The organism is Pseudomonas sp. (genome assembly GCF_002796985.1).
GTDB lineage: Bacteria > Pseudomonadota > Gammaproteobacteria > Pseudomonadales > Pseudomonadaceae > Pseudomonas.
Map to the genome: position 1 here is coordinate 315,215 of NZ_PEKX01000018.1, position 14,556 is coordinate 329,770.

10 protein-coding genes are annotated in these 14,556 nt (G+C 66.7%); 2 read left to right on the plus strand and 8 right to left on the minus strand.

Features of this window, described 5'->3' with window-relative positions; translation table 11 throughout:
• Nucleotides 1–2: 2 nt before the first annotated feature.
• The gene (locus CTR55_RS21980) at nt 3–893 is read right to left on the minus strand and encodes a LysR family transcriptional regulator (protein ID WP_296289317.1); all 891 of its coding nucleotides are present in this window, start codon (nt 891–893) and stop codon (nt 3–5) included.
• A 158-nt stretch (nt 894–1,051) separates the two neighbouring features.
• On the opposite strand from CTR55_RS21980, the gene CTR55_RS21985 reads away from it, so the two are divergent.
• Nucleotides 1,052–2,575 (plus strand): MFS transporter, encoded by a 1,524-nt coding sequence (locus CTR55_RS21985; protein ID WP_296289318.1) that lies wholly within the window; start codon nt 1,052–1,054, stop codon nt 2,573–2,575.
• A 142-nt stretch (nt 2,576–2,717) separates the two neighbouring features.
• Here the strand turns inward: CTR55_RS21985 and rlmF are convergent, their stop codons facing one another.
• From rlmF to CTR55_RS22010, 5 genes are all read right to left on the minus strand, one after another.
• Nucleotides 2,718–3,728: a 23S rRNA (adenine(1618)-N(6))-methyltransferase RlmF gene (gene rlmF / locus CTR55_RS21990; protein WP_296289320.1), complete on the minus strand. Its 1,011-nt coding sequence runs from the start codon at nt 3,726–3,728 to the stop codon at nt 2,718–2,720.
• Nucleotides 3,729–3,780: 52 nt separating this feature from the next.
• On the minus strand, nt 3,781–4,359 hold the full coding sequence (locus tag CTR55_RS21995) for a VTT domain-containing protein (protein WP_296289322.1): 579 nt from the start codon (nt 4,357–4,359) through the stop codon (nt 3,781–3,783).
• 10 nt (nt 4,360–4,369) lie between these two features.
• The gene (locus CTR55_RS22000; protein WP_296289324.1) at nt 4,370–4,666 is read right to left on the minus strand and encodes a winged helix-turn-helix domain-containing protein; all 297 of its coding nucleotides are present in this window, start codon (nt 4,664–4,666) and stop codon (nt 4,370–4,372) included.
• Nucleotides 4,667–4,700: 34 nt separating this feature from the next.
• Entirely contained in the window at nt 4,701–6,530 is a 1,830-nt protein-coding gene (locus CTR55_RS22005; protein ID WP_296289326.1) for an SLC13 family permease, read from the minus strand.
• A gap of 111 nt (nt 6,531–6,641) precedes the next feature.
• The gene (locus CTR55_RS22010; protein WP_296289329.1) at nt 6,642–8,297 is read right to left on the minus strand and encodes a thiamine pyrophosphate-binding protein; all 1,656 of its coding nucleotides are present in this window, start codon (nt 8,295–8,297) and stop codon (nt 6,642–6,644) included.
• Nucleotides 8,298–8,546: 249 nt separating this feature from the next.
• On the opposite strand from CTR55_RS22010, the gene CTR55_RS22015 reads away from it, so the two are divergent.
• Nucleotides 8,547–10,451: a M14 family metallopeptidase gene (locus tag CTR55_RS22015; protein WP_296289331.1), complete on the plus strand. Its 1,905-nt coding sequence runs from the start codon at nt 8,547–8,549 to the stop codon at nt 10,449–10,451.
• A 167-nt stretch (nt 10,452–10,618) separates the two neighbouring features.
• Here the strand turns inward: CTR55_RS22015 and CTR55_RS22020 are convergent, their stop codons facing one another.
• Both CTR55_RS22020 and CTR55_RS22025 read right to left on the minus strand, forming a co-directional pair.
• Nucleotides 10,619–13,468 carry a valine--tRNA ligase gene (locus tag CTR55_RS22020; RefSeq protein WP_296289333.1) on the minus strand — a complete coding sequence of 950 codons (2,850 nt, stop codon included), beginning with the start codon at nt 13,466–13,468 and terminating at the stop codon, nt 10,619–10,621.
• A 712-nt stretch (nt 13,469–14,180) separates the two neighbouring features.
• Nucleotides 14,181–14,552 carry a DNA polymerase III subunit chi gene (locus CTR55_RS22025; RefSeq protein ID WP_296289335.1) on the minus strand — a complete coding sequence of 124 codons (372 nt, stop codon included), beginning with the start codon at nt 14,550–14,552 and terminating at the stop codon, nt 14,181–14,183.
• Nucleotides 14,553–14,556: the final 4 nt, after the last annotated feature.

The following is a 14,556-nucleotide window of genomic DNA, read 5'->3' on the forward strand; positions in this document are numbered from 1 at the left end:
GATTAGCGGCTGACGAACAGGCGGTCGCCGAGGAAGTCGAGGAATACCCGCAGCTTCAGTGGCATGCGCCGGCCCGCCGGCCATAGCGCGTGGAAGCTGCCCTGGTGCACCGTGTGTTCGGCCAGCACCTGCACCAGCCGGCCTTCGTTCAGTGCGCTGCGTACCGCGAAGTCGGGCAGGCAGGCGATGCCCATGCCCTGGCTGGCGACGTTGATCAGCATGTCGGCGGTGTTGCAGATCAGCCCGCCGTCCAGGCGTGGCTCCGCTTCGCCGGGGGCGAGCTTGAGCGGCCAGCGCTGCACCAGCCCGCTGCTCGGGTAGCGGTAGTGCAGGCACAGGTGCTGGTTGAGGTCTGCCGGTCGTCGGGGCGTACCGTACTGGCGCAGGTAGCCGGGCGAGGCCACCAGCAGCAGGCTGAAGTCGCCCAGCTTGCGCGCCTTGAGTCGCGAGTCGCGTAGCTCGCCGCCGCGGACCACCAGGTCGAAACCTTCCTCGATGACGTCCACCAGGCGGTCGGTGAAGTCGATGTCCAGCTGGATGCGCGGGTAGCAGCGGAGGAATTCCGGTAGCACCTGCGGCAGTAGCCCGGCCACCAGCGGCATGCTGATCTTCAGTCGGCCACGAGCCTGCTGGGTCGACAGCGCCAGTTCCTGCTCCGCCGCCTCCAGCTCGTCAAGGATGCGCCGGCAGCGTTCGAGGAACAGCTGGCCCTCGTTGGACAGGCTCAGGCTGCGCGTGCTGCGGTGGAACAGGCGCACACCCAGGCGTTCCTCCAGACGCGCGATGCTCTTGCCCACCGCCGAGGCAGACAGGCCGAGCAGGCGTGCGGCCTGGGCGAAGCTCAGGGTCTCGGCGACCTGAAGGAACACGCGAAGGCCATTGAGGCTGTCCATGTGTGGGTGTCCATGAGAGCGGGCGGCCATTGTGCCGCGCGAGGGGAGAATGATTGCGGACTTCTGTGTCCGTTATGTTCGGAATCCTAGCCTGTTTTTCCGTAATGCCGGGTTGGTTAGCTTTCGGCGGGTCTTCTTCGGACTATTGCGGACCCACCATGACCCCTTCCCACGACATTCCTGAAAACCGCCCCGAGGCCTCGCGCTGGCTGCTGTTGCTGGCTGCCAGCCTGACGGCGGTGCTGATACCCCTGTGCTTCACCGGCCCGGCCGTGGTGCTGCCGGCCATTGCCCATGAGCTGGGCGGCTCGGCGGTGGCGCTGAACTGGATCGTCAACGGCTACGTGCTGGCCTACGGCGCGGCGATGATGGCGGCCGGCAGTCTGGCGGACGTGTATGGGCGCAAGCGAGTCTGGCTGGTCGGCCTGGCGCTGTTCTGCGTGACCACCCTGGCGATTCCGCTGGCCGGTTCGGTGGTGGCCATCGATGTGTTGCGTCTGCTGCAGGGCGCGGGTGGCTCGGCGGCCTTCGCCGCCGCCATGGCAGCGCTGGCACAGGAGTTCGACGGGCCGATCCGCACGCGGGTGTTCAGCCTGCTGGGAACGACCTTTGGTGTTGGCCTGGCGTTCGGCCCGCTGCTGGCCGGTTGGCTCACCGACGGTCCGGGCTGGCGCTGGGTATTCCTGGTGCCGGCGGTGTGCGCGCTGGCCTCGGTGCCGGTGGTCGTGCGCTGCTGCCGCGAGACCCGCGACCCGCAGGCGCGTGGCCTGGACTGGCCGGGCGCCTTGAGCTTCACCGCCGCGCTGAGCCTGTTCACCTACGGCCTGCTGCTGGCCCCGGAGCGGGGCTGGGCTAGCTTCTCCGTGATCGCGACGCTGGTGCTGAGCGGCGTGTTGCTGGTGGTGTTCGTTGCGGTTGAGCGCCGGGTGGAGCGACCGTTGCTGGACCTGTCACTGTTCAGCCAATGGCGCTTCGTCGGCGTGCAGCTGCTGGGCGCGTCGCCGGCATTCGCCTACGTGGTGCTGATCGTGCTGCTGCCGGGGCGCTTCATCGGCATCGAGGGGCAGGGCGCGTTGCAAGCCGGCTGGACCATGCTGGCGCTGTCGGCGCCGCTGCTGGTGGTGCCCTTCCTGGCGGCGTTGCTGGCGAAGCACTTCAGTGCTGGCAGCCTCTCGGCCATTGGCCTGCTGATCGTCGCGGGTGGCTTGCTCTGGCTGGCGCGCAACCTGGCGGGCGGTGTCGCGCCAGATATGCCATTGCTGATGATCGGCATCGGTATCGGTCTGCCGTGGGGGCTGATGGACGGCCTGGCGGTGAGCGTGGTCGAGCGCGAACGCGCCGGCATGGCCACCGGCATCTTCAACACGGTGCGAGTGTCCGCCGACGCGGTGGCCATCGCCGTGGTCGGCGCATTGCTGGCCACCCTGATCGGGGCACAGTTGGAGCCGCTGGGATTGCCCACGGCAGAGCGCCTGATGGGCGCCAACCAGTTGGCCATCGGCAACCTGGCGGCGGTGGTCGAGCAGTTGCCGCAACTGACGCCCGAGCAACTACGCAGCGATTACGTCGCGGTGTTCAGCCGGGTGCTGGAGCTGCTGGCGGGCGTGACATTCGTGGTCGCCGGGCTGGTGTTCCTGCTGCTGGGCCGGGAGCGCGCGCAGGCACTCGTGGCCGAGACTTGAGCCCGGGGTGGCGGCGGATAACGCGTGCCGCGTTATGCGCCCTACGGTCGTGCTCGGGGTGCTTCGGTTCGGGGACGTAGGGCGAATAACCGCTTGCGGTGATCCGCCGAGCCGTTGTGCGCGGGGGTGGTTGCGGTTTGATTCAGTAGCGGCGGTGTTCCGGTTCGAGGAAGGTCCAGGCGACGAAGCGGCTCTGCTTCTGTCCCTGCGCCATGTCCACGGTGCGGATGCTGATGGCGCCGGCCTTCTTCAGGGCGCGACGGAAGTCGTCGAGGTTCCCGGCCTTGGATACCAGCGAGCTGAACCAGCGCACCTGCTGGCCGACCTCGGCGCTTTCCGCCGCCAGTTTGCGCAGGAAGGCGATCTCGCCGCCTTCGCACCACAGCTCGTTGCTCTGCCCGCCGAAGTTCAGCTTGGGCAGCTGGCGCGACGGGTCGAGTTTGCCCAGGTTCTTCCACTTGCGCCGGCTGCCGCTGCTGGCCTCTTCCGGCGAGGAGTGGAAAGGCGGGTTGCACAGGGTCGCGTCGAAGCGCTCATCGGCACCGAGCAGGCCGCGGAAGATGTGTTTCGGGTCGTGTTGCTGACGCAGTTCGATGGCATTGCTCAGGCCCGGATTGCCGTTGACGATGGCGTGTGCGGAGGCCAGGGCGGCCGGTTCGATGTCCGAACCGAGGAAGCGCCAGCCGTAGTCCTGGTGGCCGATCAACGGGTAGATGCAGTTGGCGCCGACGCCGATATCCAGCATGCGCACCTCAGGCCCGCGCGGCACGCTGCCGCCGTTCTCCTCGGCGAGCAGGTCGGCGAGGTAGTGCACGTAGTCCGCCCGGCCGGGGATCGGCGGGCAGAGGAAGCCAGCGGGGATGTCCCACTGGCCGATGCCGTACTGTGCCTTCAGTAGCGCGCGGTTGAACACGCGCACCGCCTCGGGGTTGGCGAAGTCGATGCTGGGCTTGCCGTAGGGGTTGGTGATGACGAAGCGGCCCAGCTCCGGGCATCCCCCGATCAGCGCCGGAAAGTCGTAATGCCCCTGGTGCCGGTTGCGCGGGTGCAGCAGGTTCGGCCGCTTGGTGGCGGGGTCGCGTAGGGGCTGGGCGGATTTCGCGGGCAGGGCGGGGCGTTTCGACGGCTTTGGTGGTTTCGAGAGATTCGACATGAGGGCGCGCAGGGCAGGGAAGCGGTGGGCGATTTTCCCACAGTTGCGCGCTTCAGCCGAGCAGCACGTTACCCAGGCGCTCGAACAGCAGGCAGCAGAGCAGCAGCGGGATCGGCAGGCCGAGCAGGGTGCCGAGCATGTACGGCCAGAAACCGATACCCGAGAGGGCCAGGCTGTAGTTCAGCGTTGGCGAGGTGATGAAGGCGTGACGCAGCAGGAACACGCTGCTCGCCGGGCGTTGGTCGAGGTGGCTGAACACCGCGCGGGTCAGCCGGTTGTTCAGCAGGCGCAGGCCGTTGCCGCCGACAGCGCGCACGATCAGGAAGGTGAAGCCGCAGGAGAACACCGCCGCACAGTAGGTGATCAGCCCGCCCCACAGCTTGCCCAGGGCCAGCACGGCGGCGGCGAGGAACAGCAGGCCGGGGATGTGCAGCAGGTTGCCCAGGGCGAACAGGCCGGCAAACAGCAGCAGGCCGCCCAGGCGGTTGCCGGTCAGCTCGTTGCGCAGCGTGTCGAGGCTGAATTCCTCGTGCAGGCCGCTGGCGCGGTAGAGCAGGGCGAGCCCGCCGGCGAAGGCGAGCAGCAGGATCAGTCGGCGAAAGCGCCAGAGGGTAGGCGGGACGGCAAACATGCGGAAAGGCTCAGGGGTACTGCAGGATGTCCTTGATCCGCGAAAGGTGCGCGGCGATCCAGCGCGGATCGATGGCACCCCAGTCGCGGATGCGGTAGTGGCCGGCGTTGTTGCGCTCGCCGTCGTGCTGCTCGAAGGCGCAGTCGATGTCCAGGTCGGCCAGCGCGGCGAGGGTGTCCTGGGCGGTGCGCCGGGGCATGCCGGTGGCTTCCATCAGCGCCGGGACGCTAGTGGCGGTGCCGCTGTCGATCAGCCAGGCCACATAGAGGCGGCGGTAGAAACTGCTTTTGGTCTTGCTCACTTCCATCGAGACGCTTCCTTGTTGATCTTGTGGTGGACGGCTACAGCGGCAGCAGCCAGGGTACCAGCACGACGCTGACGATCATCACCAGAATCGTGAAGGGTACGCCAACCTTGACGAAATCGGCGAAGCGATAGCGCCCGGGCCCCAGCACCAGGGTATTCACCGGGGAGGAAATCGGCGTCATGAAGGCGGCCGACGCAGCCAGTGCGACGATCATCGCGAAAGCCTCGGGGGAGGCGCCCAGAGCCTTGGCCGTGGCGATGGCGACCGGCGCCATGAGCACGGCGGTGGCGGTGTTGGAGATAAACAGGCCGATGATCGCCGTGAGCACGAACAGGCTGGCGAGGATGGCGTAGGGCCCCGCGCCACCCAGAGCGCCGACCAGGCCGTTGACCGCCAGGGTGATGCCTCCGGTCTTCTGCAGTGCCAGGGCGAAGGGCAGCATGCCGACGATCAGCAGCAGGCTCTGCCAGTGGATAGAGCGGTAGGCGCTGTCCATGTCGATGCAGCGGAACGCGCCCATCAGCAGGCAGGCGATCAGCGCCGCCATGACGTTGGGCACCAGCCCGCTGACCATCAGGATCACCATCACCGCCAGGCTGAACAGCGCGTGGGGCGCCTGGCTGGCGGCAGGGGCGGCCTCGTCCACCTCGGCCGGCAGGCTGAGCACCAGGAAGTCGCGACCACGTGCCTGCAACTGGCGGATTTCCTTCCAGCCACCGATCACCAGCAGGGTGTCGCCGACCTTCAGCTTGGCCTCCAGCAGGCCTTCCACCAGCGCCTCGCGGTTGCGCCGCAGGCCGACCACGTTGAGGCCGAACTGGCTGCGGAACTCCAGGTCCAGCACGCTTTTGCCCAGCAGCGTGGATTCCGGTGGCAGGGTGACTTCGGCCATGCCCACCTCGTGGGCGCGCTCGGTAAAGTAATCGCCTTGCAGGCTCAGCGGCTCCAGGCCGAATTCGTGGTACATGCCCAGCAGGTCGCTGCGGTCGCCGTAGATGTCCACCAGCAGCACGTCGCCAGCGTGCAGCACGACGTTGGCGCTGGGGCTGAGGATCTTCAGGCGGAAGTGCACCATGCGTTCGATGGCCACCACGTTGGTGCCGGCGCGGGCGCGCAGCTCGATGTCGCCCAGGCTCATGCCCACCAGTTGCGAGTCAGGACGGATGCGCAGGCGGCGTTCGCGGCCGGCGAGCTGGTAGTCGCGGATCAGGTCGCCGAGGGTGCGGCGTTTGACGCTCTGCCCGGCGTCGCTATCGTCATCACCCAGCCAGCGGCGCGCCACCAGCATGTAGCCGATACCGAGCACCAGCACGACCAGGCCGAACGGCGTGAAGCTGAAGAAGCCGAAGCCTTTCGAGCCTTCGCGCACCAGTTCGCTGTGGATCACCACGTTGGGCGCGGTGGCGACCAGGGTGAGCATGCCGCTGATCAACCCGGCGAAGCTCAGCGGCATCATCAGCCGGCGCGGCGCCACGTGCAGGCGCGCGGCGATGCTCAGCACCACGGGAATGAAGATGGCGACCACGCCGGTGGAGCTCATCACCGAGCCGAGCCCGGCCACCGCGAGCATCAGCAGGACCAGCAGGCGTGTCTCGCTGGCGCCGGCGCGGCGCGTCAGCCATTCGCCGATGCGGTAGGCCACGCCGGTGCGCACCAGGCCCTCGCCAATGACGAACAGCGCGGCGATCAGGATGACGTTGGGGTCGGCGAAGCCGGCCAGCGATTCCTGCACGCTGAGCACCCCTGACAGCGGCAGCGCGACCATCACCAGCAGGGCGACCACGTCCATGCGCGGACGGTTGATGACGAACAGCCCGACGGCGGTGGCGAGCAGGGCGAGGACCCAGATCAGTGGCAGACTCATGCGCTTCCCTAGCGAAATTCCGGCGCTATTGTGCCCGCTGGCGCGGGCGCAATGCCTTGACCCGGTGCAGCTTAGCGAAGCTTGCCGGCCTGCGTGTGAAGCGAGAAGTCCTCAGGGCAGCCGTGCGACCGGGGTGATCTGCTGCGGGTCGGTGCGCAGTTCGATCAGCGCCGGCCGGCCGCTGGCCTGGGCGCGCTCGAAGGCGGCGGCGAAATCTTCCGTGCGTTCGACCAGTTCACCGTGGGCACCGAAGGCGTGGGCGAGGGCGACGAAGTTGGGGTTGCGCAGCTGCGTGGCGCTGATGCGGCCGGGGTATTCGCGCTCCTGGTGCATGCGGATGGTGCCGAGCATGCCGTTGTTGACCACGATGACGGTCAGCGCTGCGCCGTACTGCACGGCGGTGGCCAGCTCCTGCGGATACATCATGAAGCAGCCGTCGCCGGCGAAGCACACCACGCTGCGCTGCGGGTCGCGCAGCTTGGCGGCGATGGCGGCGGGGAAGCCGTAACCCATGGCGCCATTGGTGGGCGCGAGCTGGCTGCGCGGCGAGCGATAGCGGTAGAAACGGTGCACCCAGACGGCGTAGTTGCCGGCGCCATTGCTGATCACCGCGTCGTCCGGCAGCGTTTCGTTGAGGTATTCGACCACTTGTGCGAGGTCCACGCCCTGCGGTGGTTCGGCGTACTGCGGCGGAGTGATGTAGCTCAGGTAGTCGGCACGGGCAGCCGCAGCCCACTCCGCCCAGGGCGCATCGACGATGGGGGGGAGGGCGGCCAGGGCGGCGGCGATCTCCGGCATGCCGGCCTGGATGCTCTGGTCGGCCTGGTACACGCGGCCCAGCTCGCTGGCGTCGGGGTAGACGTGGACCATGCTTTGCGTCGGGCGCGGGCTCTGGATCAAGGTGTAGCCGGCCGTCGGCGTTTCGCTCAGGCGCGAGCCGAGCACGATCAGCAAGTCGGCTTCCTGTACGCGCGCGGTCAGCTTGGGTGAGGCACCGAAGCCCAACTGGCCGGCGTACTGCTCGTCGCGGTTGTCGATCAGGTCCTGGCGGCGAAACGAGGCCACCAGCGGCAGGCGATTGGCGCGGGCGAAGGCGCGAACCTGCTCGCACGCCTGCCGTGTCCAGCCGGTGCCGCCGACGATCAGCAGTGGGCGCCGGGCCTGGCTCAGGCGTTCGCGCAGTTCTGCCAGGGCGTTGTCGCTGGGGGCCGGGCGAGTGATCGGCGTTGGTGCTACGTCGGCGACCTGCGCGGAGCCGAACAGCACTTCCTCCGGCAGCCCGATCACCACCGGGCCGGGTCGCCCGGACTGGGCGACCCGGAAGGCGCGGGCGATGATCTCGGGGAGGCGGCGGATGTCGTCGACCTCGGTGGCCCACTTGGCCAGGCCGCCGAACATCTGCCGGTAGTCCACTTCCTGGAAGGCTTCGCGGCCCTTGAAGGCGCTTTCCACCTGGCCGATGAAGAGGATCATCGGCGTGGAGTCCTGCATTGCCGTGTGTACGCCGTTGGCCGCGTGGGTCGCGCCCGGCCCGCGGGTAACGAAGCAGATGCCGGGGCGGCCGGTGAGCTTGCCGTAGGCATCGGCCATGTTCGAGGCAGCGCCTTCGTGGCGGGTGACGATGGTCTGGATGCCGCTGGCATCGTGCAGGGCATCGAGCACCGGCAGGTAGCTTTCGCCGGGGATGCAGTAGACGGTGTCCACCGCGTGGTGCAGCAGGGCATCGACGAGGATCTGGCCGCCGTTGCGGGCCGGAGTATCGGACATGGGCTTGGGGTTCCTTGGCTGGGGAGCAGGGCGCAGCTGTGCGCTGATCTTCGGCGAACCGGCGCGGTGATCCAAGCGAGCATTCTTCGCAAGGTCATTCCTCCGGGGAATGAACGGCGCTTGAGGGAGGCGCATGCCAGAGCGGGCGCGACGACGAACCGCGCTGGCATTTCCCCATGTTTGGCTATGGTTGATGCACGGGCGCGGACGCGTCCGCAGGACGATATTGCTGCAACAGGAGAACCTCCCATGTACCACCTCTCGTCCCGAGCGCTGCTCGCCAGCCTCTTCGCCACTTCCAGCCTGCCCCTGTACGCCGCCCTGCCTTCGGCGCCGGGGTATATCGACGACAGCGGCTACAGCGCCGCCGCCAAGACCCGCATCCTCCCGGCGATGTTCGAGCAGAAGCTCACCAGCACGAAGTACATCGCCAAGGCCGACAACCCGCTGATCACCCTGGCCGAGTCCACCGACTTCAAGCAGACCTCCGATTACCACCAGACCCGCGCCTGGCTGCAGAAACTGGCCGATGCCTCCGGCGGCGCCATCACCCTGAGCGACCTGCCGGAGAACAGCGCCACCGGCGAGCCGATGCTGCTGGTGACCGCCAGTCGCGAGGCGGACAAGTCGGCAGCGGGGCTGAACAAGTCCGGCAAGCCGACGATCTTCGTCGAGGCCGAAATCCACCCCGGCGAGGCCAACGGCAAGGACGCCATGTTCATGCTGCTGCGCGACATGACCACCGGTGACAAGCCGCTGGCCGGGCTGCTGGACAAGGTCAACATCCTCTTCATCCCCACCGTGAACATCGACGGCGATCTGCGCCGCAGCCCCTACGGGCGGATCAACCAGAACGGCCCGGACGTCACTGGCTGGCGGGTGAACGGCCTGAACTACAACCTCAACCGCGACTTCACCAAGCTCGACAGCGCGGAAATCCGCAACGTCGCCTCGGTGTTCAACCAGTACGACCTGAGCTTCTTCGCCGACACCCACTCCACCGACGGCGCCATGTACCCCTACGACAGCTCTTACTGCCACAACGGCAACGGCTGGTCGCCAGCCTCCAGCGAGTGGATGGACAAGGTGATGCGCGGCCCGGTGTACAAGGAGCTGGAGGGCGACGGGCACGTGGTCCACGAGTGCATCAGCTTCAACGACAACCAGGACCCGACCCAGGGTTACTACCCGTACCGCACCGACCTGGCGCGCTTCTCGAATCAATACGGCGACATCCGCAACGTGCCGTCGATCCTCATCGAGCAGCACGCGCTGCACCCGTACGAAACCCAGGTGCTGGGCAACTACGTGATGCTCAAGGCGATGTTCCAGGTGATCGGCGACAACGCCGACTCGCTGAAGCAGGCGATTGGCAAGGACCGCGAACGGCTGGCGGCGCAGAAAGAGGTGATCCTCACCTGGAAGCCGGGCGACCCGCAGCACACGCCGTTCACCGTGGGCGATTACCGCTACGAGGTGTCGCCCATCACCGGCAAGAAGAGCATCGTCTGGAGCAACAAGCCCAAGCAACTGAACGTGCCGATCACCGACAACTCGCTGCCGGACCTGGTGGTGAAGCGGCCGAAACAGTACGTGGTGCCGGTGCAATGGAGCGAGGTGATTGCGCGCCTGAAGGCCCACGGCATCCAGATGAAGACCCTGGACAAGGCCACGCCCATGGAAGTGACCCTGTACCGCATGGATGACATCAAGCTGGCCGGTGGCTTCGAGCCGGATCGCGCCGCCAGCAACGAGATTCCCGGCTACGAGGGGCATCTGCTGGTCAGCGGTGTGGGCAAACCGTTCCAGCGTCTGCAGACCTACCCGGCGGGTTCGGTGGTGATCGACACCGACCAGTCGCTGGGCGTGCTGGCGGTCAACCTGCTGACGGCAGAAAGCCCGGACTCGTTCTGGTCCTGGGGCTTCTTCAACTCGACCCTGGTGGTCGCCGAGGAGCCGGAGGAGTACGTGATGGAGCCGATGGCGCGCAAGATGCTCGCCGAGGACCCGAAGCTCAAGGCCGAGTTCGAGAAGAAGCTCAAGGACGACAAGGCCTTCGCCAAGGACGCCCAGGCGCGCCTGCAATGGTTCTTCGAGCGCACGCCGTTCCATGACGTGAATGCCTACGTGTACCCGGTGGGGGCGGTGTACTGATGTTCCCTTAGCCGGCCTGGGTAGCCGCGCGCCCGGGCTCATCGGCCTGTTGTAGGAGCGAGCTTGCTCGCGAACAGGCCTGGAGCTGGGCGATTCGCGAGCAAGCTCGCTCCTACAGAGAGCTGCGAAAAGCACAAGGCCCGCATTGGCGGGCCTTGTGGTGGGGCTTACAGGCTGGCGATCTTCTCGCGCTGCTGGATCAGGTTGGTCACGGCCTGCTCGGCTTCGGCGAGCTTGGCGCGTTCCTTCTCGATCACTTCCGGCGGGGCCTTGGCGACGAAGCCTTCGTTGGACAGCTTGCCGCCCACGCGTTTGACTTCGCCTTCCAGGCGCTGGATTTCCTTGTCCAGGCGCGCCATCTCGGCAGCCTTGTCGATCAGGCCGGCCATCGGCACCAGCACCTGCAGATCGCCGACCAGCGCGGTGGCGGACATCGGCGGCTCTTCGCCTTCGTCCAGCACGCGGATGGTTTCGAGCTTGGCCAGCTTCATCAGCAGCGGCTCGTTGTCGGTCAGACGGCGGTGATCTTCGGGCGATGCGTTGTTCAGCACCAGGTCGATGCGCTTGGCCATGGAGATGTTCATCTCGCCACGGATCTGGCGGATGCCCAGCATCAGTGCCTTGACCCACTCGATGTCGCCTTCGGCGGCGGCGTCGATCTTCGCCTCGTCGGCGATCGGCCAGGGTTGCAGCATCAGGGTGTCACCGCTCTTGCCGGCAGACGCCTTGATGCGCTGCCAGATTTCCTCGGTGATGAACGGCATGAACGGGTGTGCCAGGCGCAGTGCGGTTTCCAGCACGCGCGCCAGGGTGCGACGGGTGCCGCGCTGGCGTTCGACCGGTGCGTTCTCGTCCCACAGCACCGGCTTGACCAGCTCCAGGTACCAGGCGCAGTACTCGTCCCAGATGAACTCGTAGAGAGCCTGGGTGGCCAGGTCGAAGCGGAAGGCGTCCAGCTGGCGCGCGACTTCGATCTCGGTGCGCTGCAGGGCGGAGATGATCCAGCGGTCCACCGAGGACAGCTCGACCGGCTCGCCATTCACGCCGGTGTCCTTGCCATCGGTGTTCTCGATGACGAAGTTGGCGGCGTTCCACAGCTTGTTGCAGAAGTTGCGGTAGCCCTCGACGCGACCCATGTCGAACTTGACGTCGCGACCGGTGGAAGCCAGCGAGCAGAAGGTGAAGCGCAGGGCGTCGGTGCCGTAGCTGGCGATGCCTTCGGGGAACTCGGCCCTGGTCTGCTTGGCGATCTTCTCGGCGAGCTTGGGCTGCATCATGCCGCTGGTGCGTTTTTCCAGCAGCTCGTCGAGGGTGATGCCGTCGACGATGTCCAGCGGGTCGAGCACGTTACCCTTGGACTTGGACATCTTCTGGCCCTGGCCATCGCGCACCAGACCGTGGACGTAGACGGTCTTGAACGGGATCTGCGCGCTGCCATCGCCATTCTTGATCAGGTGCATGGTCAGCATGATCATGCGCGCAACCCAGAAGAAGATGATGTCGAAGCCGGTCACCAGCACGTCGGTGGGGTGGAAGGTCTTCAGGTAGTCGGTCTGTTCCGGCCAGCCGAGGGTGGAGAAGGTCCACAGGCCCGAGCTGAACCAGGTGTCGAGGACGTCTTCGTCCTGGCGCAGGTTGGCGTCGCCCAGGTTGTGCTTGGCGCGCACTTCGGCCTCGTTGCGGCCGACGTAGACGTTGCCGGCGTCGTCGTACCAGGCAGGGATGCGGTGGCCCCACCACAGCTGACGGCTGATGCACCAGTCCTGGATGTCGCGCATCCAGCTGAAGTACATGTTCTCGTACTGTTTGGGCACGAACTGGATGCTGCCGTCTTCCACGGCGGCGATGGCCGGTTCCGCCAGCGGCTTGGTGGAGACGTACCACTGGTCGGTCAACCAGGGCTCGATGACGGTGCCGGAGCGGTCGCCCTTGGGCACTTTCAGCGCGTGGTCGTCGATCTTCTCCAGCAGGCCAGCGGCCTCGAAGTCGGCAACGATCTGCTTGCGCGCGACGAAGCGGTCGAGACCGGCATAGGCGGCCGGCAGGCTGGCGTCCAGCTCGGTGTTGACGCTGCCGTCGAGCTTGAACACCTGGGCGACGGCGAGGATGGCGGCATCCTTGTCGAAGATGTTGATCAGCGGCAGGTCGTGGCGCTTGCCGACTTCATAGTCGTTGAAGTCGTGGGCCGGGGTGATCTTCACGCAGCCCGTGCCGAACTCGCGGTCGACGTAGTCGTCGGCGATGATCGGGATGCGTCGGCCTACCAGCGGCAGGTCGATGAAGGTGCCGATCAGGGCGGCGTAGCGCTCGTCTTCCGGGTGCACGGCGACGGCGCTGTCACCCAGCACGGTTTCCGGACGGGTGGTGGCGACGACCAGGTGGTCCTTGCCGTCGGCGGTCTTGTTGCCGTCGGCCAGCGGGTAGCGCAGGTGCCAGAGGTGGCCCTTCTCGTCGTGGTTCTCCACTTCGAGGTCGGAAATGGCGGTGTGGAATTTGGTGTCCCAGTTGACCAGACGCTTGCCGCGGTAGATCAGGCCGTCCTCGTGCAGGCGCACGAAGGCTTCCTTCACGGCGTTGGACAGGCCTTCGTCCATGGTGAAGCGCTCGCGCGACCAGTCCACGGAGGAACCCAGGCGGCGAATCTGGCGGGTGATGGTGCCGCCGGACTGGTCCTTCCATTCCCAGACCTTCTCCAGGAACTTCTCGCGGCCGAGGTCATGACGGGCGATACCCTGGGCGGCCAGCTGGCGCTCCACCACCATCTGGGTGGCGATGCCGGCGTGGTCGGTGCCCGGCTGCCACAGGGTGTTGCGGCCCTGCATGCGGCGGTAGCGGATCAGCGCGTCCATGATGGCGTTGTTGAAGCCGTGGCCCATGTGCAGGCTGCCGGTGACGTTCGGCGGCGGGATCATGATGGTGTACGGCTCGCCGGAACCTTGCGGGGCGAAGTAGTTCTCTTTCTCCCACAGGGGGTACCAGTGGGATTCGATGGCGTGGGGCTGGTAGGTCTTGTCCATGAGCGCGGCGGGACCCTGTAAGGCTAGACGGAAAACCGCTGAGTATAGCGGGAGGCGGGGGGCTCAGGCCACCGGGGGCTTATCGGTGTAGCAGCAGACCGATCTTCGACTGTAGGAGCGGGCCGTGCCCGCGATCCGTCGGCAGGGCCGGCGCGTGCCCTGGCGCGATTGCTTGGGCTGGCACCTAACGGGATGCTGTGGGCGTGGGCTTAGGTGTTCCTACGCCGCTTTGGCGTGCGCTCGAGCTTCTTGTTTCGCCCCTCGGCGAGTCACTTCTTCCAAGCGCCGAAGAAGTAACCAAGAAGGCTTGCCCCTCCATCCGGTTTTTCGCTTAGGCGAAAAATGCCCTCGTTGAAGCGAAGTTTCAGGGGCCCGAACTAGGCGTCCCCCCACGAAGGGCCATCCCTGGCCCATCGCGGCTCTCGCGGCATCCATGCCGCTCAACCCCTGAAGCTCCACTTCAACGAGGCCTCCTGAAAGGGGCATTCCGGAGTGTGCGGATGTTTCTCTGGAAGTCTTTTCCAAAGCCAAAGTCGGGGATGGATAGGTGGGCTCTTCGTAGGAGCGAGCTTGCTCGCGAACAACCCCCCGCTGCGAAGCCCGGTTCGCGAGCAAGCTCGCTCCTACAGGTAAATGGTGCGTAGGAACGGACTCCGTCCGCGATGGGCGCGAGGCCGTGTGGATGGTGGGATGATCTGGTAGGTGTGGGCCGTCAACCCTTGCGCTGAGCCAGCAGACGCTGCATCCGCGCTTCCAGGCGGCGCTGCAGTTCGGCTTCGATCTGCGGGGCGAAGTCGTCGAGGACGTCCTGCAGGATCAACTGCGCCGCGGCGCGCAGTTCCAGGTCGAGGCGGTTGAGTTCGTTGGCCTCGGAAGCGGCGTTCGGTTCGGCCGGCTGGACGACGGGCGGCTCCGGCGCCTGGGGCGCGGGCGTGACGACGTCGGAGAGCAGCGGGATGTTGTCCGGCTCGAAGGATTCGGTGAGCAGCGGCGGCTCGGCGCCCGACTCGTCCAGCAGGTCCTGGATCTTCTTCAGGTCTTCCAGCAGGTGGTCGGGGTCGTGCGGGGGATTGCGGTTGTCCATGGTC

Coding starts and splice junctions, on each gene's coding strand:
- CTR55_RS21980 (WP_296289317.1), bottom strand. CDS start 893: ATGGACAGCCTCAATGGCCTTCGCGTGTTCCTTCAGGTCGCCGAGACC.
- CTR55_RS21985 (WP_296289318.1), top strand. CDS start 1,052: ATGACCCCTTCCCACGACATTCCTGAAAACCGCCCCGAGGCCTCGCGC.
- rlmF (WP_296289320.1), bottom strand. CDS start 3,728: ATGTCGAATCTCTCGAAACCACCAAAGCCGTCGAAACGCCCCGCCCTG.
- CTR55_RS21995 (WP_296289322.1), bottom strand. CDS start 4,359: ATGTTTGCCGTCCCGCCTACCCTCTGGCGCTTTCGCCGACTGATCCTG.
- CTR55_RS22000 (WP_296289324.1), bottom strand. CDS start 4,666: ATGGAAGTGAGCAAGACCAAAAGCAGTTTCTACCGCCGCCTCTATGTG.
- CTR55_RS22005 (WP_296289326.1), bottom strand. CDS start 6,530: ATGAGTCTGCCACTGATCTGGGTCCTCGCCCTGCTCGCCACCGCCGTC.
- CTR55_RS22010 (WP_296289329.1), bottom strand. CDS start 8,297: ATGTCCGATACTCCGGCCCGCAACGGCGGCCAGATCCTCGTCGATGCC.
- CTR55_RS22015 (WP_296289331.1), top strand. CDS start 8,547: ATGTACCACCTCTCGTCCCGAGCGCTGCTCGCCAGCCTCTTCGCCACT.
- CTR55_RS22020 (WP_296289333.1), bottom strand. CDS start 13,468: ATGGACAAGACCTACCAGCCCCACGCCATCGAATCCCACTGGTACCCC.
- CTR55_RS22025 (WP_296289335.1), bottom strand. CDS start 14,552: ATGGACAACCGCAATCCCCCGCACGACCCCGACCACCTGCTGGAAGAC.